Raw genomic sequence first — 16,545 nt, forward strand, 5'->3', positions numbered from 1 at the left:
CCTCGCAGGGCCGATCGGTGCGCAATACGGCTCGTTAGACCCGCATTTCGCGCGTTATTCTGCGCGAACGCGGGTGACCATGGCAACCGGCCGGCCGATCGCGCAGGTCAGTCTTTTGCGCCAGCCTAGTTTCGCGCACTAGTGTGCACGCAATCAATCACCGTCCGTGCAGTTGCTGGGAGGGCCCCCGCGGTGGACCGGTACGCCAGATGGAACGCCCTGCTCGAAATGCTGACCGACAACGGCCGGGTCAGCGTCGAGGCGGCAGCCGAGCGGCTGGACGTCTCCCAGGCCACCATCCGGCGTGACTTCGACCAGCTCGCGCAGCAACAAATGATCACGAGGACCCGGGGCGGCGCGGTCGCCAACGGCGTGTCGTACGACCTGCCGCTGCGCTACAAGACCGCCAAGCACTCGGCCGAGAAGCAGCGGATCGGGGCTGCCGCCGCCGCGCTCGTCACGCCGGGCACCGTGGTCGGCCTGAACGGCGGCACCACCAGCACCGAGGTGGCGAGGGCGCTCGCCGTCCGACCGGATCTGAACACCAGCGCCGAGGGTGCCCAGCTCACCGTGGTGACGAACGCGCTGAACATCGCCAACGAGCTGCTGGTCCGGTCCCGGATGAAGGTCGTGGTGGCCGGCGGCGTGGTGCGGCCGAAGTCGTTCGAACTGGTCGGCCCGCTGGGCGGGGCGCTGCTGCGCGAGGTCACCCTGGACGTCGCCCTGCTCGGCGTGGACGCGATCGACCCGCAGCTCGGCGCCGCCGCCCACCACGAGGGGGAGGCGGCGATGAACAACCTGATGGTGGCCCGCGCCAAGCGCGTGGTGATCATCGCGGACTCGTCCAAGCTGGGCGGTCACGCCTTCGCCCGGATCTGCCCGGTCGAGCGGGTGGAGACGCTGGTGACCGACTCCGGTGCCGCCCCAGAGGTGGTGGACGCGTTCCGCGCTGCCGGCGTGCAGGTCATCTGCGCCTGAGGGGTCACGCTCCGTCGATGAATTAGCCTGATCGGCGAGTCGATGCATACCGCGTATTGCGCGCTCCTGCATACCGCGTATGGTGTCGGCTGTCACGCCCACCCATCGGGGGAGGTGCAGCTTGCCAGCTGTCCTGGAGATCGAAGGTCTACGTAAGACGTACAAGAGTCGTCGACGCGGCACCCGCAACGCGCTCGACGGCTTCGACATGCGGGTCGACGCGGGGCAGGTGCACGGCTTCCTGGGTCCCAACGGGTCCGGCAAGACCACCACGCTGCGTACCCTGCTCGGCCTGATCCGACCCGACGGCGGCCGGATGGCGCTGCTCGGGCACGAGGTTCCCGACGCGCTGCCCGCGGTCGCCGGCCAGGTCGGCGCGATAGTGGAGAGCCCGCAGTTCTTCCCGCACTTCACGGCCCGGGACACGCTGTCCCTGCTCGCCGGTGCGGGCGAGGTGCCGGCCGTTCGCGTCGACGAGGTCCTGGAACTCGTCGGGCTGCGCGACCGGGCCGGCGAGCGGGTCAAGACGTACTCGTTGGGCATGAAGCAGCGACTCGCCGTGGCCTCGGCCCTGCTGAAGAACCCGAAGCTGCTCATCCTCGACGAGCCGGCCAACGGCCTCGACCCGGGCGGCATCCGGGAGATGCGCACGCTGATGCGCACCCTCGCCGAGTCCGGAATGACTGTGGTGCTGTCCAGCCACATCCTCGGTGAGATCCAGCTGATCTGCGACTCGGTCACCATCATTTCCCTGGGCCGGCGGGTCGCGTTCGGTCCCGTCGACGAGGTGCTCGCCCAGCACTCGTCCGGCGCGGTCCGGATCCGGCTGGAGGCGGTCAGCGACCTGCCGGTGGCCACCGAGGCGCTGACCCAGGCGGGAATCCGGGTCACCGGTCACCCGGACCACCTGATGCTGACCGGCGTCGACAAGCCGGCTGCGGTGACGCGGCTGCTCGCCGAGAAGAACCTCTACGTCAGCGAGTTGGCGCCGATCGCCGTCGATCTGGAGAGCGTCTTCCTCGAACTGACCGCCACCGCGCCGGTACCCGGTCAGCACCGGCAGGTCGACGAGTCCACGAAGGTTGGCGGGACGGGTCAGCCCGGTCCCGCCGGGGGAGGGTGGGGCGCGTGAGCCTCTTTCGTACGGAGCTGCGCCGGCTCACCAAGCGGCGCTTCACCCGCTACTCGACGCTGCTCGGCCTGCTGGTGCTGGTCGCGGTGGTGGTCGGGGTGTTCTTCACCAACCAGAAGATCGACGCCGCTCAGCTCGCTCGGGCCGAACGTCAGGCCGACCAGCAGTACCAGGAGCAGGTGCGCTGGAGCGAGCAGGAGCGCGCGGAGTGCGAGAAGGCCAAGACGGCCGGTACGTCGAGCGACCGCCCCTTCCCGGACGACTGCTCGGTGATCACCGCCCCGTCCCGGGACCAGATCCAGGCCGACTGGTTCCTGCCCTCGACGTTCGACTTCAAGAAGACGTTCGACGAGACGTTGATCCCGTTCGCGGCGATCCTCGCCCTGGTCGGGTTCGTCATCGGCGCGTCCTTCGTCGGGGCCGAGTGGAGCACCGGCGGCATGATGAACCTGCTGCTCTGGCGGCCGAAGCGGCTCACCGTACTGCTCACCAAGCTGGCTGCGCTGCTCACCGGCATCCTGGCGGTGACGCTCCCGGCCGCAGTGCTGTGGTTCGCCGGGTTCTGGGCGGTCGCCACGTTCCGGGGCAGCACCGAGAAGATGACCTCCGGGGTCTGGCAGTCGTTCCTGCTGACCGGTCTGCGCGGAGTGGCGCTGGTGCTGGTGCTCACCACCATCGGGTTCGCCCTCGCCTCGTTGGGGCGGCACACCGCGATGGCCCTCGGTGGCGTGGTGGCGGTGATGGTCGTCGGCCAGTTCGGTCTGGGCATCCTGCTGGGAATGGCGGGCGTGCGGTTCGCCGAGGCCTGGCTGCTGCCCACGTACATCCTGGCCTGGATGACGAAGACGGTCACGTTGCAGGACTGGAACTCCTGCAACGCGACCTACTACGGGGAGTGCAATCCGGCCACCATGGACATCACCTGGCAGCAGTCCTCGGTTCTGCTCTCGGTCTCGGTGGTGGTGATCCTCGGGGCGGCGCTCTGGACGATGCGCCGCCGCGACATCACCTGACCGGACCGAAGTGACGCGGCGCGGCCGGCCCGGCCGTCGGGGTTCCCGGCGGTACGGACCTGCCGCGCCGCCTGCTGCGTCTCTGGTCGCCGCTGACTAGGCTGAACGACATGTCCGCCGACACCTCCCCGGCCGCCCCCGAGCCGTCCACCGACGCTCGTCCGGGTGAGCCTGCGGGTGCTGCCGGGCCGACAGTCCCGAACCCCCGACCGGCGCCGTCCATCGAGACCGCCGACGCGCCCCCCGCCGCCGACGCGGCGCAGCCCGCTGATCCGGCTGCGGGGCTGACCGAGCGGGAGCGGGCCATCCTCGCCTTCGAGCAGCAGTGGTGGCGGCACGCCGGTGCCAAGGAGCAGGCCGTCCGGGACACCTTCGGAATCTCGTCGACCCGGTACTACCAGCTGCTCAACGGCCTGCTGGACAATCCGGCAGCCCTCGCTGCCGACCCGGTGCTGATCAGCCGCCTCCGCCGCCTGCGCTCCTCCCGAGCCCGCAACCGCCGCCGCTAACCTCCCACCCCCACCCCACCCCGCCCCGACCCCCTGCACCGGCGATCTTGCACTTGCTGTCGTTGATTAGCGGCCTTTGGGGTTTTTGTCGGGACAGAAAGTGCAAGATCGCGGCGGTGGTCGGCGGGCCGGGCAGGCCTGTTGCGGTCGCATGGCGGGTGGCCCGGCGGGTACGCGGGAGGGGTTCCGGGGTCGCACGCGACCTCGGGCCCAGGAAGGGAGCGGGGTATGACGGCAACGAACCAGAGCGGCACAGGACAGCAGGCCCGCCAGGAAGCGTCGCGCGTCGGCCAGCAGGCCGCCCAGGCCGGGGGGCAGGTCGCCCATACCGCAGCTGAGCAGGGCGGGCAGGTGGCCGCGGAGGCGCGGCGACAGGCCCAGCAGTTGACAGGTGAGGCCACCGGGCAGCTTCGTGATCAGGCACAGACGCAGCAGCGGCGAGCCGCCGCAGGCCTGCGTGACCTGGGTCAGAACCTCAGTTCGATGGCCGAACGGGACGGCGACTCCGGGTTGGCCGGTCAGGTGGTACGCAAGGCCGCCGACGCCGCCCAGCAGGCCGCCGGTTGGCTCGACGAGCGCGAACCCGGCGAGGTGCTCGACGAGGTGCGCACGTACGCGCGGCAGCATCCGACGACGTTCCTCGCGGGCGCGGCGGTGGCCGGGCTGCTGGTCGGGCGGCTCACCCGTGGCCTGACCGCGCCAGCCTCGGGCAACGGTCAGTCCGCAGGCGCGTCCGGTGCTCCGTCATCCGCGCAGGGTGCACCGGCGGACGCCGGTCAGCAGCCGTACGTGGGTACGGCGCGGGCGCAGAACGTCTCGCCCCCCGGTGCGCAGGCGCGGGACCTGCCCGGCGGGGTGGCACCGTGAGCGCCCCGGAGAAGGAGCGGACCCAGGCCTCGGTCGGCGAGCTGATCGGCGACGTGACCCGGGACATGTCCACTCTGGTGCGCAAGGAGGTCGAACTGGCCAAGGCCGAGCTCCGCGAGGAAGCCAGCCAGGTGGGCAAGTCGGGCGGAATGTTCGGCGCCGCCGGGCTGGCCGGATTCCTGGCTGTGCTCTTCGTGTCGTACGCCGTCTGGTGGGGGCTGTCCAACACGATGGACCAGGGGTGGGCGGCGCTGATCGTCGCGGTCCTCTGGGCCGCCGTGGCCGGTGGCCTCTTCATCAACGCCCGGACCCAGCTGAAGCGGGCTCGTACGGTTCTGCCCCGGACGAAGCAGACTGCCCGGGAGCTGCCGGACGCCCTGCGGGGTCGGTGAACGAGTCGGGAGGGAACAGGTCATGTCCAGTGATCCGGATCGGATCCGGCGGGAGATCGAGACCACCCGCAACGAGTTGAGCAGTGACGTCGACGCGCTGACCGACAGGGTCAACCCGCGTCGGATCGCCGGTGACCGCGTCGGGCAGGCCCGCGGGGCTTTCACCCGAGCGAAGGAGAAGATGATGGGCAGCTCGAACCACCTGGGCCAGGAGGCTGGCCAACGGATGTCGCACGCGGCCGGTTCGGTACGCGACGAAACCCGTTCACTCGGGCAGCAGTCCCGCGAGCAGGCTCAGGGTGACCCGATGGCCGCCGGCCTGGTCGCCTTCGGAGTCGGTCTGCTGGCGGCTTCCCTGATCCCGCCGAGCGGACGTGAGCGGCAACTCGCCGGGCGCGCGCGGAACATGGTGAGTGAGCACTCCGGTGAGCTGCGCGAGCAGGCGAGCCAGGTTGGCCACCAGATGCAGGACAACCTGCGGGAGCCCGCGCAGCAGGCGGCGCAGTCGGTCCGGTCCAGCGCCCAGCAGGGCGTGTCCGCGGTACGCGACCAGGGCCGTTCGGCCGCCGGTCAGGTGCAGGGAGAGACGCATGCGGCCGTCGACGACTTTCGACAGCGTTGACCCGACCGGTCTGCCGGGGCCGGCGCCGGTGATGCGGGTACGTTCCGCGTCCGCGCCGGCCCCGGGCCGCCCGGTCAACGAGGACCTGGTCTTCCGGTTCGGCCCGCTGGTCGGTGTCCTGGACGGCGCGACGGTGCCGGACGGCTTCGAGACCGGCTGCGTGCACGGGCCAGAGTGGTACGTCCGGCACCTGGCGGCCCGAATCGGCGTCGCCGAGGCGGTGCGCCCGGCGGCCCGGCTGACGAGCAACCTGGCGGCGGCCATTCTCGCCGTACGCGCTGACCACGGCGGGCAGTGCGACCTCGACCACCCGGGCACCCCGTCCAGCACTGTCTGCCTCCTGCGGGACTGTGGCGACCAGGTGGACTACCTGGTGCTCTGCGACAGCCCGCTGGTCCTCGACGTCGGCGGGCAGGTCAGCGTGGTCACCGACAACAGGTTGGACGCGGCGATGGCGGAGCTGCGGGAGACAGTGGCCGTGGTGCCGGGCGGTGCGGCGGACCCGGTCACCCGGTTCCGGCACGCCGTGAGCGTCCAGCGGGAGCGGATGAACCGCACCCACGGCTACTGGGTGGCGGCCTCCGACCCGGACGCTGCCTTCCACGCTGTCACCGGGACCGCGCCCCGGCGCGGTCCCGGGGCGCTACGGCGGGCGGCGCTGCTCAGTGACGGCGCGTCCAGTGCGGTGGAGCAGTTCGCGCTGACCGACTGGGCAGGTCTGCTCGACCTGCTGAGCGCCGACGGTCCGGGGGCGTTGATCGACCGGGTGCGCAACGCCGAGCGCGACCACCCCGACCGACTGCGCCGACACAAGTCCAGCGACGACGCCTCGGCGGTGTTCTGCGAGTTCGGGTAGGCGTTTTGGGCGTGTGACACCCGGTCGGGTGACAACAGAGCGTGATGTGGAACACCACTGCCGCCCGACCGGCCGGTACCGCTGTCCGGACCGCCAGTGGATGGCCAATGGGGTGGACTTCGGCCGATGAGGGCGGCAGACTGCGGCACGTGGCGGGTGCGGTCCGGCTGGAGCCGGTGGACGAGAGCAACCTGGAGCCGTTGCTCTCCGTAGCGGCTGCGGAGGCGGAGCCGGGTGACGTGATGCCCCCGGTCGAGGCACCCGCGGGCTGGTCGCTCGCCCGTCGCGAGGCGTTCCGCGAATTCCACCGGGCGAGCTTCGGCGGGCTGGACGGCCCGACCGGTTCGCAGATGTACGCCATCCTCGTCGGGGGCGAGGTGATGGGCATGGTGCGGATGACGCGCTGTGACGAGCCCGGCACCGTGGAGACCGGGATGTGGCTCGGGCGCTCGGCGCGGGGGCAGGGGATCGGCGCGGCCGCCCTGCGGGAGCTGCTGAACGCCGCCGCTCGGGCTGGTATGCAAGCGGTCGTCGCCGAGACGACCCCGGACAACATCGGAGCGGTCGCCGTTCTGCGGAAGTGTGGCGCCAAACTGCGCGAGGACGACGGCAAGGTACGCGCCGAGATCTGCCTCGATTCGACGCCGCCAGCCCTCTGAGCTGGCCGTCGGGCCGGCGACGACCACAACGGGTCGCCGCCGACCGCCTCGGTCAGGCCGGCAGCCGAACGATGTCGTAGTCGGTGCTGGGCGTGGACTCCACGTCGAACCGGCCGTTCACCACGTACAACGCCGAGCCGAGCAGGTCGCCGGTGGCCGGCGAACGCAGCTGCGGGCCGGTGATCTCCCGCTGCACCACTCCGGCGGTGTAGCCGGCGTTCAGCCGGACCACCGCGACGACGTTCGTCAGGTTCCGGATCACGTGGAGGGTGCGTCCGCGCAGGACCAGCCCGTCGGCCCGGTCCACCGAGTAGCCGCCCAGGTCGAACAGGCGACTGCCGCCGGTACGCGGGTCGACGCGCACGAGCTGACCGGTGAGCATCTGCGCGACCAGCAGATCACCGTCCGGCAGCGCCACGATCCCGTTGTTGAACGCGTCCGGCGTCGCCCCCGGTCCGGTGAGTGGCAGCACCCGGAACGCGTCGGAGGCCGGCAGACGACCACCCGGGCCCAGCGGCACCACGTACAGCACCGGCCGGGCGGAGTCGGTGAACCAGATCGCCCGCTTGGTGATCACCAGGTCGTTGACCAGGGTGTTCGGGTCGGTGGTGAACTGGTAGTGGGCCAGCCGCGCACCGGTGCCCGGGTCGTACACGCTGGCCCCGCCGCCGGAGAAGTCGGCCGTCCAGAGCCGGCCCTGCCTGTCGAGTTTCATGCCCGCCTTGGCGGTTCCCGGTGTGCCGGGGATCAGCACGGAGCCACGTCCGGTGCGTAAGTCACCCCGCCACACCGCACCGTCCAGGACGGAGCCCACGTACACGGTGGTGCCCCGACCGATCGTCAGTCCTTCCGGGGTGAACCCGTTCGGCAGCGCGATCCGGGCCGGGAACGGCTTCGCCGGACTGGCCGCCGCCGGTGCGCCGACCGAGACCACTGTCGCCGCCGCCAGGAGGGGTACGAGGAGAAGAGAGAGCCGCTTGCGCACGGAACACCACCTGACGTCGCAGTGGACCAATCCACTGAGGAATGTGACGTACTAGGAACGTCCCTTACGCTGCAAAAGGTTGTGCCGGCCTGATCACTCCCGGTTGGCGGCGTAGTCGGCGAGCCACTTGACCTGGACCGGGTCCAGCGATGGTCGTACGCGGGCCCGCGCGGTCGACACGTGCTCGGCGGTGACCGTGGCGGCGGCGAGCGACTCCCGCATCGCGGCAAGCGCCGCCTCGCGGATCAGCGCCGCGCAGTCCGCGGCGGAGAAGCCGGTCAGCTCGTCGCCGAGAGCCGGCAGGTCGACGTCCGGTGCCAGCGGCACCTGCCGGGACGCGGCCCGAAGGATCTCCGCGCGGGCGGGCCCGTCCGGGGGCGGCACGTAGACCAGCCGCTCCAACCGGCCCGGCCGCAGCAGCGCCGGGTCGACCAGGTCCGGCCGGTTCGTCGCACCGACCACCACCACGTTGCGCAGCGTCTCCACCCCGTCCAACTCGGTGAGCAGGGCGGCGACCACCCGGTCCGTGGTGCCCCCGTCGGTGGCCTGGCCACGTACCGGGGCCAGCGCGTCCACCTCGTCAAGGAAGATCAGCGTGGGGGCCGCCTCCCGGGCCCGACGGAACAGTTCGCGGACCGCGCGTTCGCTCTCACCGACCCACTTGGAGAGCAGTTCGGCCCCCTTGACCGACAGCACGTTGGCCCGCCCCGACCCGGCCAGCGCGGTGACCAGGTAGGTCTTGCCGCAGCCCGGTGGCCCGTAGAGCAGCACACCGCGCGGCGGCTGCACGCCGAGCCGGGCGAAGGTGTCCGGGTAGGTCAGCGGCCACAGCACCGATTCGGTCAGCGTCTGCTTGACCTCGTCCAGGCCACCCACGTCGTCCAGGGTCACCGAGGCCAGATCCAGCGTGGATGCCGCCATCGTGGTGGGCCGGACCACCTCCCGGGCGGCGGTGAAATCGGCCATCGACACCGTCGGCGTCTCGGCGGACTTCTGCCGCAGCGCCGCGCGTACCCCGGCCTCCCGGACCAGCGCGGCCAGGTCCGCCGCGACGAACCCGGGGGTACGCGCTGCCAGCTCGTCCAGCCGGACGTCGTCGGCCAGCGGCACCTGCCGGGTCAGCACGGTGAGCTGTTCGCGGCGCAGTGCCTGATCCGGGAGCGGGACGCTGATCCGCAGCGACAGCAGGTCGGGCGCGCGCAGTGCGGGGTCAACCGCCTCCGGTCGGCCGGTGGTGCAGACCACCGCCACGCCGGCGCGGATGCTCTCCGCGAGCACCTGCCGGAACACCGTCGCCACCGGACCCGGATCGTCGGCCGGCGCGAGCGCCTCGACGTCGGTGACCAGCAGTACCGCGGGCCCTTCGGCCCGGGCCGCCGATGCCGCGACGCGCAACCGCTCCGCGGCGGCCTGACTGGCCAAGGCGGCCACCTCCGGCGCCCAGAGCGGGTGGACGCGGGCACCGACCCGGGCGGCCACGGCCCGGACCAGCGCCGACTTTCCGGAGCCCGCCGGACCCACGAGCAACACCCCCAACGAGATGGTGGTGCCGAGCCGACCCAGCACCTCCCGGTGGTGGAAGCCGAGGTCCAGCAGCTCGGTCAGCTCCTCGGCCTGAGCCCGCAGCCCGGGCAGCTCGTCCACGTCGGGCGCGTCGTCCGCCGCAACGGCGTCGGCGCTCGCAACCGGCCGGGTCGACGCGGCGCCGGCCGGGGGAGGTCCGCCGTGGGTCGTCGCACCGTGCTCCCACGCGACCGCTGTGCCCATGGTGACCAGCGCGCCGGCCGCCGGCTCGACCTCGACCACGCTGAGCAGCGTGCTGGTCCAGGCGAAACCGACGGTGTTGGCGAGGCTGCGTCGCGCCGCCTCGACCAGGCTGCGGACCGAGGCGTCCGGCAGCACGTCCTGCGGCAGCAGCGACACATCGTCCCCGGCGGTGAGCACCTTGCCCAGCAGGGCGAGCCGGAGCATCTCCGGGCTGACCGCCGCGACGACCCCCACCGGCCCGGCCAGGACGACCCGGCTCGCCGGGACCAACGGCACCGGGCTCACCCGCACCTGACCCCCGTCGCGCAGACCCAGGTTGCCCAACGTCAGGTCGTCGGCGTACAGCAGGGCGCTGCTCGCGCCCGGCCCGGCTTCCGCCGCGATCCCGGCCGTCTCCCGGCGGCCGACAAGGCGGACCGGGTCGCCGGGGCGCAGCCCCAGCGCTGTCAGTGCCTCCGGGTGCAGGCGCACGATGCCCCGTCGGGCGTCCAGCGCCGCCGGCCGCAGGCTCGCCGTCAAGGTCAGGTCGGGTTGCGCCACTGCCCGACCGTAGCCGCCGGCAGCCAGCCCCGCCGGTCAGCGCCGCGGATCCAGCTCGTCCAGCAGTGTCGGGTCGCTTCGGATCAGCTCGGCCAACCGGGCCGCCGGGTCCGGCGTCAACCCGTCCGGGCCGGGCGCCCAGGCGGGCACCGTTCGGCCGGAGAGCGGCCAGACCGGCGGGGGTTCCACCGGAGTCGGCGGGGGAACCGGTCCGACAGTGACGGCAGGGCCGTCCCAGGAGACCCGCATCGGGTACGTCCGACCGGCGTGCTCCACCTGCACTGTCACCGCCACCCCGGGGTAGGCCCCGACGACCTGGCGGACCGCCTCGGCCACCTCCTCCACCGGCCCCCACCCGGCCACCTCGTTCGGCGTCTCCACCCCCGCGTGCCGGCCCGGCCGGTCGTTGCGGGTGTCGCCGCCGAGGCCGGGCGGGCCCGACGGTGCGGTGGTGTCGTCACGGTCGGCGGCCCGACGGCGCGACGCCTCCACACGTCGGGCCATCCGGGCCAGCGTCTCGTCCAGGTCGCCCCTCACCAGATCACCTCTTCCCGCCACGGCCGGAGCTGGTCGGCTCAGGCCCTCCTGTCCCGGGTAGCGCGGTCCAACGCGCGGTCCAGGACGACAAGTAGTGCGTCCCGCACCGAGAGCCGGTCGCGGGCATCGAACTGCACCAGGGGCACATGATCACCGATGGCCAGCGCCCAACGGATCTCGCCGAGTTCCAGGGCCAGTCGCCCGTCGAAGGCGTTGACCCCGACGACGAACGGCAGACCGGCCCGCTCGAAGAAGTCGATGGCCGGGAAGCAGTCGTCCAGCCGGGCGCTGTCCACCACCACCAGCGCGCCGAGCGCTCCCCGGGCCAGGTCGTCCCACATGAAGCCGAACCGGGTCTGCCCCGGCGTGCCGAACAGGTAGAGCTTCAGACTGCGGTCGATCGTCACGCAGCCGAAATCCATCGCCACAGTGGTGGTGGTCTTCGTGGACCGGGCACCCGGGTCGTCCACCCCGATCCCGGCGGTGGTCATCTCGGCCTCGGTGGTCAGGGGCGCGATCTCGGAGATGGCACCCACCGTGGTGGTCTTGCCCACCCCGAACCCGCCAGCGACCAGGATCTTGACCGGGATCGGCGGTGCGGCCGGCTTACCTGTCGATGGGCCGGACCCCGCACCGGACGGGGGCCGGTACGGGGGCGGTGCGGTCGGCGGTGGGCCGGCCCGCCCGACTATCGGCCCGGTGCCCGGGGACATGCCGTAACGGGCGGCGGCGCTGTTCGCGGCGACCCCGCCGAGCGGGGCGACCGGCCATTCAGGAGATCGCACGGAGTCCATCAATCACTCGCAGGATGAGATCGGGGTCGACGGCGTCGTCGGTGTCGGTCACGTGCACGTCCAGGTGCCCGGCGGCGCGTAGATCGCCGACCAGGACCCGCGTCACGCCGAAGTGCAGTCGGGCGCGGGCCGAGATCTCGGCCACCGAGATCGGCTCGGCGCAGAGCGCGATGATGGTCTGAAGTTCCGGTGCCAGCAGCGCGCCCGGTGGGCCGGCCCACCAACCGCTGTCCATGCGGGCGGTCACCTGGGTCTCCAACCCGATCGCCGGGTCGGCACCCGCGACCCGCCCGGAGGTGAGCACGAACGGACGGGGACCGCTCGGCTGGTCCGCGTCCGGCTCCGGCTCCGGCAGCGCCGGTGTCGCCGCCGCGCCCACCCCGGTCGGGGGTGACGTGCGCAGGTACGGCCGGATCCGAACTCTCGGGTCCGGATCCGGATCCTCACCGGCGACGTCGGGGGTCACTGCTGAACGGCGTTCTTCAACTCGACGATCAGTCGCGGGGTCAGGGCGCCACCGGCCCGCCCGGCGAAGAGCGTCATTTCGTACGCGACGGTGCCCAGGTTCGCCGAACGGTCGGCGACCACCCCGAGCACGGAACCGCTGCTGATCGCGCTGATCAGCAGGTAGCCGTCGGCCATGTCGACGATCACCCGGTTCAGGCCGCCGAGGGCGTACCAACTGGCGGCCCCACCGGCGAGGCTGGTCATCCCGGACACGACGGCGGCCAACCGCTCCGCGTTGGACCGATCCTTGATCGCCGACATGGCCATCAGCAGGCCGTCCGAGGAGACCGCGATCGCCTCCAGGACCCCGGCAGTGCTGGAGGTGAAGGAGTCCAGCAGCCAGTTGAACGTACGGGCCTCCGGGCTGAGGTCCCCAGTGGCGCTGGGCTGACTCTGTTCGACGTTGTCGTGCAGGAAGGGGCTGGTCACCGTGATGATCCTTCTTCGTTCCGGTGGTCGGGGCTGACTTCGCGGAGAGCGCGGGCGACGCCCGCCTCGAACTCGCTGATGAGGTCGCGGACCTCGGCCGGGTCACCGAGGTCGGTGCTGGGCGGCTGGCAGACCGGGATGGCCGTGAGGTTCGCTCCCGGCACCCGTCGGCTCAACAGGGGCCGCTCCGGTGCGGCATCGGTCGAGCCACCACCACGCGGCACCGTGGGGCCGGCGCCTCCCGGGGTGCTGGGCAGGTCGACGGTCGGGCCCAAGTCCACCACGGCCGCCCCGGTGCCGCCCGACGGGTCGCCGGCCGTCCGCGCCGACGCGCGGTCGAGGCCCGGTGCCACGTGCAGTTCGGCGCGGCGTACACCGGCTTGGAAGGCCTCGACCAGCGCGCGGGCGGCGGCGGGGTCCGCGCCGGTGGCGTCCACCGGCCGGGTCGCCGGTGCGGTGGCGTGCAGCGTGGCGCCGGGCACCCGCTGCCGCACCCGTGGCCCGCCCGGCTTGCTCACCGGCTCCGGGTCCGGGGGTTCCGGGGCGGCCTGCTCCGGCTGGCCCCGACCGAACGCGTTCCAGGACGGGCCGGCGTCCAGGCTGAGGGTGGCCCGGCTCAGCAGGTCCGAGTCGAAGCGGGCCGGCGCGGCAACGGCCACCGCGCTGGGCCGTACTTCGTGCTGGGGGTTGGGCGTCGCCGTCGTACGCCGGTCCCGACCCGGCACCACGGCGCGGGCCACAGTGGCTCCGGCGCGGTCGGCGCGGCGCAGCACCAGCGACGTCGACGGGATCTCCAGCTGTGCGGTCACGCCTCCGCCGCCGGTAGCGGCCAGGGCGACCTGCCAGCCGTGCCGACGGGCCAACCGGCCCACCACGAAGAGGCCGAGCACCTCGGTCGGGGCCAGGTCGAGACGTTCCCGGCGGGTCAACCGGGCGTTCTCCTCAGCCAGGCGTTGCTCGCTCATGCCGATGCCGTGGTCCACCACTGTGAGACGTACGCCGAGGCCGGACGTCTCGGCGGCCACCAGTACCCGGGTGTGCGGCGGGGAGAAGACGGTCGCGTTCTCCATCAGCTCGGCCAGCGTCAGGACGAGGTCACCGACCACCGCCGGCGCGGCCGAGACGCCCGCCGGGACCTGCACATCCACCCGGGTGTAGTCCTCGATCTCACCGAGCGCCAACCGGACCACGTCGGCCAGCGGCACCGGCGCGGTGTGCGCGTCGGCCCCGGCCGAGCCGGAGAGCACCACGAGGCTGCCGGCGTTTCGCCGCAACCGGCTGGAGATGTGGTCGAGTCGGTACAGGTGCTCCAGGCGGCCCGGGTCGGCCTCCTGCTGCTCCAGCCGGTCGATCAGCGCGATCTGCCGACCCACCAGGTTCTGGGTACGCCGTCCGACGTGGCCGAACATCTGCGCCACGTTGCGTCGGCCGGCGACCTGCCGCTCGACCAGCTGCGCCGCGGTGTTCTGCACCCGGTCGAAGGCCCGCGCCAGGTCGCCGATCTCGTCGTTGGCGCGGATGTCCACCGGCTCCAGCCGGACCGCCTGGTGTCTCTCCACCTCGTCGTCGGTGACCCGGACCAGTTCCGCCTCGGCGACCCGGGCGACCCGGTCGGCCGAGCGGGTGAGTCGGGTCAGTGGTCGGGCCACCGTCCGCGCCACCGCCACGCTGAGCAGCACCACCAGCGTCAGGATCAACGCCGCCGCGGCACCGACCAGGTACGCGGCGGTCAGCGCGCGCCGCTGCTCGGCCGTGACCTCGGCGAGCACGTCGGCGATCAGCTTCTTCTCGACGAACTGACCGAGCCGGATCATCGTGCGGACGGCCGGGAAGAGCGCCTCCATCGGCACGGGACGGACAGCGGCGGCCGGATCCCGGGCGCTCCTGACCAGGAAGTCGGGGCTGGTACGCGCGGCCACGGCGGCGTCGTTGAGCTGGGCGACCTTGAGCTGCTCGGGCGTGATCAGGCTGCGGAAGCGCGAGTTGTCGACCATCAGCGCGGCGATGCACGCCACGTACCCGGCAGTGGTGTCCGGGGTGCCGATCGCCTTGACCAACAGGCTCAGGGTGGCGCAGGTGCCCAGGCCCTCGTCGGAGCGGAGCAGCCCGTCGAGGGCGAGCACCTGACGGCCCGGCAACGTGTCGGTGTCCACCCCGACCACCAGCCGCAGCGACTCGATGATCCCCTTGTTGACCGGGCCGAACGCGTCCATCACCTGCATCGGCTTGGCGGCCCCGGCCAGGACGGCGGTGCGCAGCTCGACGAGGCGGGACACGCCGTCGAGGGCGCGGTCGACCTGCTCGGTCAGCGCGTCGCTCCGCGCCGCCCGCAGGTCGGCCACCCGGTCGTCCACGTCCGCGGACTTACGGACCAGCTCACCGCGCTCGACCCGGCCGAGCAGGAAGCCGACGGAGAGGATGCGTTCCTGCTGGAGGTCCTGGACCAGGCTGCCGACACGGCTGGCGAGCCGGACCCGTTCGGCGGTGTCGCCGGCCCGCTGTGCCGCGGCGACCCGGTCGAGCATCACCGGCACGGCCAGGCCGACCATGCTGAGCAGCGGAATCACCACGAGAAGCGCGAGCTTGCCGCGGATCCGGAGCCTACCGAGCAGCATCGAACGCCCCCCACTGTGCGGTCTCCGGGTCACGGGTCGCGCCGACCGGTTGCAGCGCACGCGCCTCGTCGGCCGGCGGTTGCCACAGGTCGCGCTGGGGCGGGGCGTCGGGGCTCTCCGCGTGGGTCGCGGCCAGGGCGGCCCGCCGTTGTGCCCGGCGACCGGCGGCGACCAGCAACGCGGCGAGCCAGCCCAGCAGCAGGACGGCGACGACACCCGCCCCGGCGGTCAGCCAGCGGTCCCGGTCGAGCCGATCGATGCGCTCGGCCAGCAGGGAGTCCAGTTCGGTGAGGATGACCGGCTGAAGCTGGCGGGCGGAGCGGTGCGAGCTGAGCGCGGCGGCACTCAACTGGCCCGGGTCGACCACGCCGGTGTCCTTGGTGGGCAGGCTGTACCCGGCGAGCGCCTCCACCGAACGCTGGTAGGTGTCCAGTGGGGTCAGCACGTTGGCACCGAGGTCGGTGCTCTCCGAACCGTCCACTGCCGAGCGCAGGTTGTCGACGAGGTCCGCGGCGGGGGTCAGGGCGGACACCCGCAGGCCGGTCAGCTCCAGCAGGCCGCGCGGTTGCTCGGCGGCGGGCCGGCGGGCGACAAGCGTGGACAGGTCGGCCAGCCGACCGGCGCCGATCACCGCCTCGGGAAGCTCTTGGCCGGCGCTGTCCTGGAGGAAGAACGAGTCGGCCTCGGGATCACGGACCAGCCCGGAACTCTCCCGGACCTTCCGGTGCAGGGCCAGCAGCAGGTCGGAGACCTCGCCGTACGCGGTGTAGGCGGCCTCGGGGTCGGTGGCGCTGCGGCCGCGCAGCGCCTCCAGCTTGGCCCGTACGCCGGCCCAGCGTTCCTGGCTGAGCAGCTCCTTGCCGATACGGGCGTCCACCGCGGCGACCTTCTCGACGGCCTCGTTCAACGCCTCCCCGGCGACGGGGCGACCGTTCACCGCGTTGGACTGTGCCTCCACGAGGGCGTCGGTGACCGCCGCCAGCGCGGTGAGGTACTGCACGCCGAGCCGTTCCCGGGCGGCGAGGTCCCGGTGGTCGGTGATCTGCCGCCAGTTCGATGTGACGAGCAGGCCCAGCGGTGCCAGCAGCGCTCCGATGAGCAGCAGGGGCAGCAGCCGGCCCAGCGTGGACGGCCGTCGACGGGCCCGCGGCGCGGGGACTGTCATGTGTGTCTCCTCCGGCGTGGGGCGCTGATCGGCGCGGCGTCGGGCTGGCCGACAAGTCCCGTGCACCGGACCGGAAAACTAATCGAACCGCCGCCGGGTCAGACCTCACTCGGGGAGTCAGGTTCGCGTCACTTCGAGTCATGTCACCATTTGTCCGTGTTACCGCCACGCTCCGTGT

17 protein-coding genes are annotated in these 16,545 nt (G+C 72.4%); 9 read left to right on the forward strand and 8 right to left on the reverse strand.

What is annotated here, in order from left to right; translation table 11 throughout:
- The first annotated feature begins 192 nt into the window (after positions 1-192).
- From AB0B68_RS01065 to AB0B68_RS01105, 9 genes are all read left to right on the forward strand, one after another.
- Positions 193-978 carry a DeoR/GlpR family DNA-binding transcription regulator gene (locus AB0B68_RS01065; protein ID WP_091403015.1) on the forward strand — a complete coding sequence of 262 codons (786 nt, stop codon included), beginning with the start codon at positions 193-195 and terminating at the stop codon, positions 976-978.
- Positions 979-1,099: 121 nt separating this feature from the next.
- Positions 1,100-2,110: an ATP-binding cassette domain-containing protein gene (locus AB0B68_RS01070; RefSeq protein WP_355005877.1), complete on the forward strand. Its 1,011-nt coding sequence runs from the start codon at positions 1,100-1,102 to the stop codon at positions 2,108-2,110.
- Positions 2,107-3,123 (forward strand): ABC transporter permease subunit, encoded by a 1,017-nt coding sequence (locus AB0B68_RS01075; protein ID WP_357193940.1) that lies wholly within the window; start codon positions 2,107-2,109, stop codon positions 3,121-3,123. Before AB0B68_RS01070 ends, AB0B68_RS01075 begins: the two co-directional genes overlap by 4 nt.
- A 110-nt stretch (positions 3,124-3,233) precedes the next feature.
- Positions 3,234-3,632, forward strand: a complete 399-nt coding sequence (locus AB0B68_RS01080) for a DUF3263 domain-containing protein (protein WP_357193943.1) — start codon at positions 3,234-3,236, stop codon at positions 3,630-3,632.
- 228 nt (positions 3,633-3,860) lie between these two features.
- Entirely contained in the window at positions 3,861-4,499 is a 639-nt protein-coding gene (locus tag AB0B68_RS01085; RefSeq protein WP_357257278.1) for a hypothetical protein, read from the forward strand.
- Positions 4,496-4,891, forward strand: coding sequence for a phage holin family protein (locus AB0B68_RS01090; RefSeq protein ID WP_357193949.1), 396 nt, complete (start codon positions 4,496-4,498; stop codon positions 4,889-4,891). The genes AB0B68_RS01085 and AB0B68_RS01090 overlap by 4 nt, the downstream gene beginning before the upstream one ends.
- Positions 4,892-4,913: 22 nt before the next feature.
- The gene (locus tag AB0B68_RS01095) at positions 4,914-5,513 is read left to right on the forward strand and encodes a DUF3618 domain-containing protein (protein ID WP_357257282.1); all 600 of its coding nucleotides are present in this window, start codon (positions 4,914-4,916) and stop codon (positions 5,511-5,513) included.
- On the forward strand, positions 5,482-6,369 hold the full coding sequence (locus tag AB0B68_RS01100; RefSeq protein WP_357257285.1) for a hypothetical protein: 888 nt from the start codon (positions 5,482-5,484) through the stop codon (positions 6,367-6,369). The genes AB0B68_RS01095 and AB0B68_RS01100 overlap by 32 nt, the downstream gene beginning before the upstream one ends.
- Before the next feature lie 149 nt (positions 6,370-6,518).
- On the forward strand, positions 6,519-7,028 hold the full coding sequence (locus tag AB0B68_RS01105) for a GNAT family N-acetyltransferase (protein ID WP_357257288.1): 510 nt from the start codon (positions 6,519-6,521) through the stop codon (positions 7,026-7,028).
- Positions 7,029-7,080: 52 nt separating this feature from the next.
- Here AB0B68_RS01105 and AB0B68_RS01110 read toward each other — a convergent pair whose 3' ends face one another.
- The 8 genes from AB0B68_RS01110 to AB0B68_RS01145 all read right to left on the reverse strand — a co-directional run bounded on the left by AB0B68_RS01110 (position 7,081) and on the right by AB0B68_RS01145 (position 16,367).
- The gene (locus AB0B68_RS01110) at positions 7,081-8,013 is read right to left on the reverse strand and encodes a superoxide dismutase (RefSeq protein WP_357257291.1); all 933 of its coding nucleotides are present in this window, start codon (positions 8,011-8,013) and stop codon (positions 7,081-7,083) included.
- A gap of 93 nt (positions 8,014-8,106) precedes the next feature.
- Positions 8,107-10,320, reverse strand: coding sequence for an AAA family ATPase (locus AB0B68_RS01115; protein WP_357193965.1), 2,214 nt, complete (start codon positions 10,318-10,320; stop codon positions 8,107-8,109).
- A 36-nt stretch (positions 10,321-10,356) separates the two neighbouring features.
- Positions 10,357-10,857, reverse strand: a complete 501-nt coding sequence (locus tag AB0B68_RS01120) for a hypothetical protein (protein WP_357257294.1) — start codon at positions 10,855-10,857, stop codon at positions 10,357-10,359.
- A 38-nt stretch (positions 10,858-10,895) separates the two neighbouring features.
- A complete protein-coding gene (locus AB0B68_RS01125) occupies positions 10,896-11,651 on the reverse strand; it encodes an ATP/GTP-binding protein (RefSeq protein ID WP_357257297.1) in 756 nt (251 codons plus the stop codon).
- On the reverse strand, positions 11,629-12,117 hold the full coding sequence (locus AB0B68_RS01130) for a DUF742 domain-containing protein (RefSeq protein ID WP_355005865.1): 489 nt from the start codon (positions 12,115-12,117) through the stop codon (positions 11,629-11,631). Before AB0B68_RS01130 ends, AB0B68_RS01125 begins: the two co-directional genes overlap by 23 nt.
- A complete protein-coding gene (locus AB0B68_RS01135) occupies positions 12,114-12,587 on the reverse strand; it encodes a roadblock/LC7 domain-containing protein (protein WP_357257300.1) in 474 nt (157 codons plus the stop codon). Before AB0B68_RS01135 ends, AB0B68_RS01130 begins: the two co-directional genes overlap by 4 nt.
- A complete protein-coding gene (locus tag AB0B68_RS01140; RefSeq protein WP_357257303.1) occupies positions 12,584-15,202 on the reverse strand; it encodes a nitrate- and nitrite sensing domain-containing protein in 2,619 nt (872 codons plus the stop codon). The genes AB0B68_RS01135 and AB0B68_RS01140 overlap by 4 nt, the downstream gene beginning before the upstream one ends.
- A complete protein-coding gene (locus AB0B68_RS01145) occupies positions 15,189-16,367 on the reverse strand; it encodes a hypothetical protein (protein WP_357193977.1) in 1,179 nt (392 codons plus the stop codon). The genes AB0B68_RS01140 and AB0B68_RS01145 overlap by 14 nt, the downstream gene beginning before the upstream one ends.
- Positions 16,368-16,545: the final 178 nt, after the last annotated feature.

It is taken from the genome of Micromonospora sp. NPDC049049 (assembly GCF_040649115.1).
Classification (GTDB): domain Bacteria; phylum Actinomycetota; class Actinomycetes; order Mycobacteriales; family Micromonosporaceae; genus Micromonospora.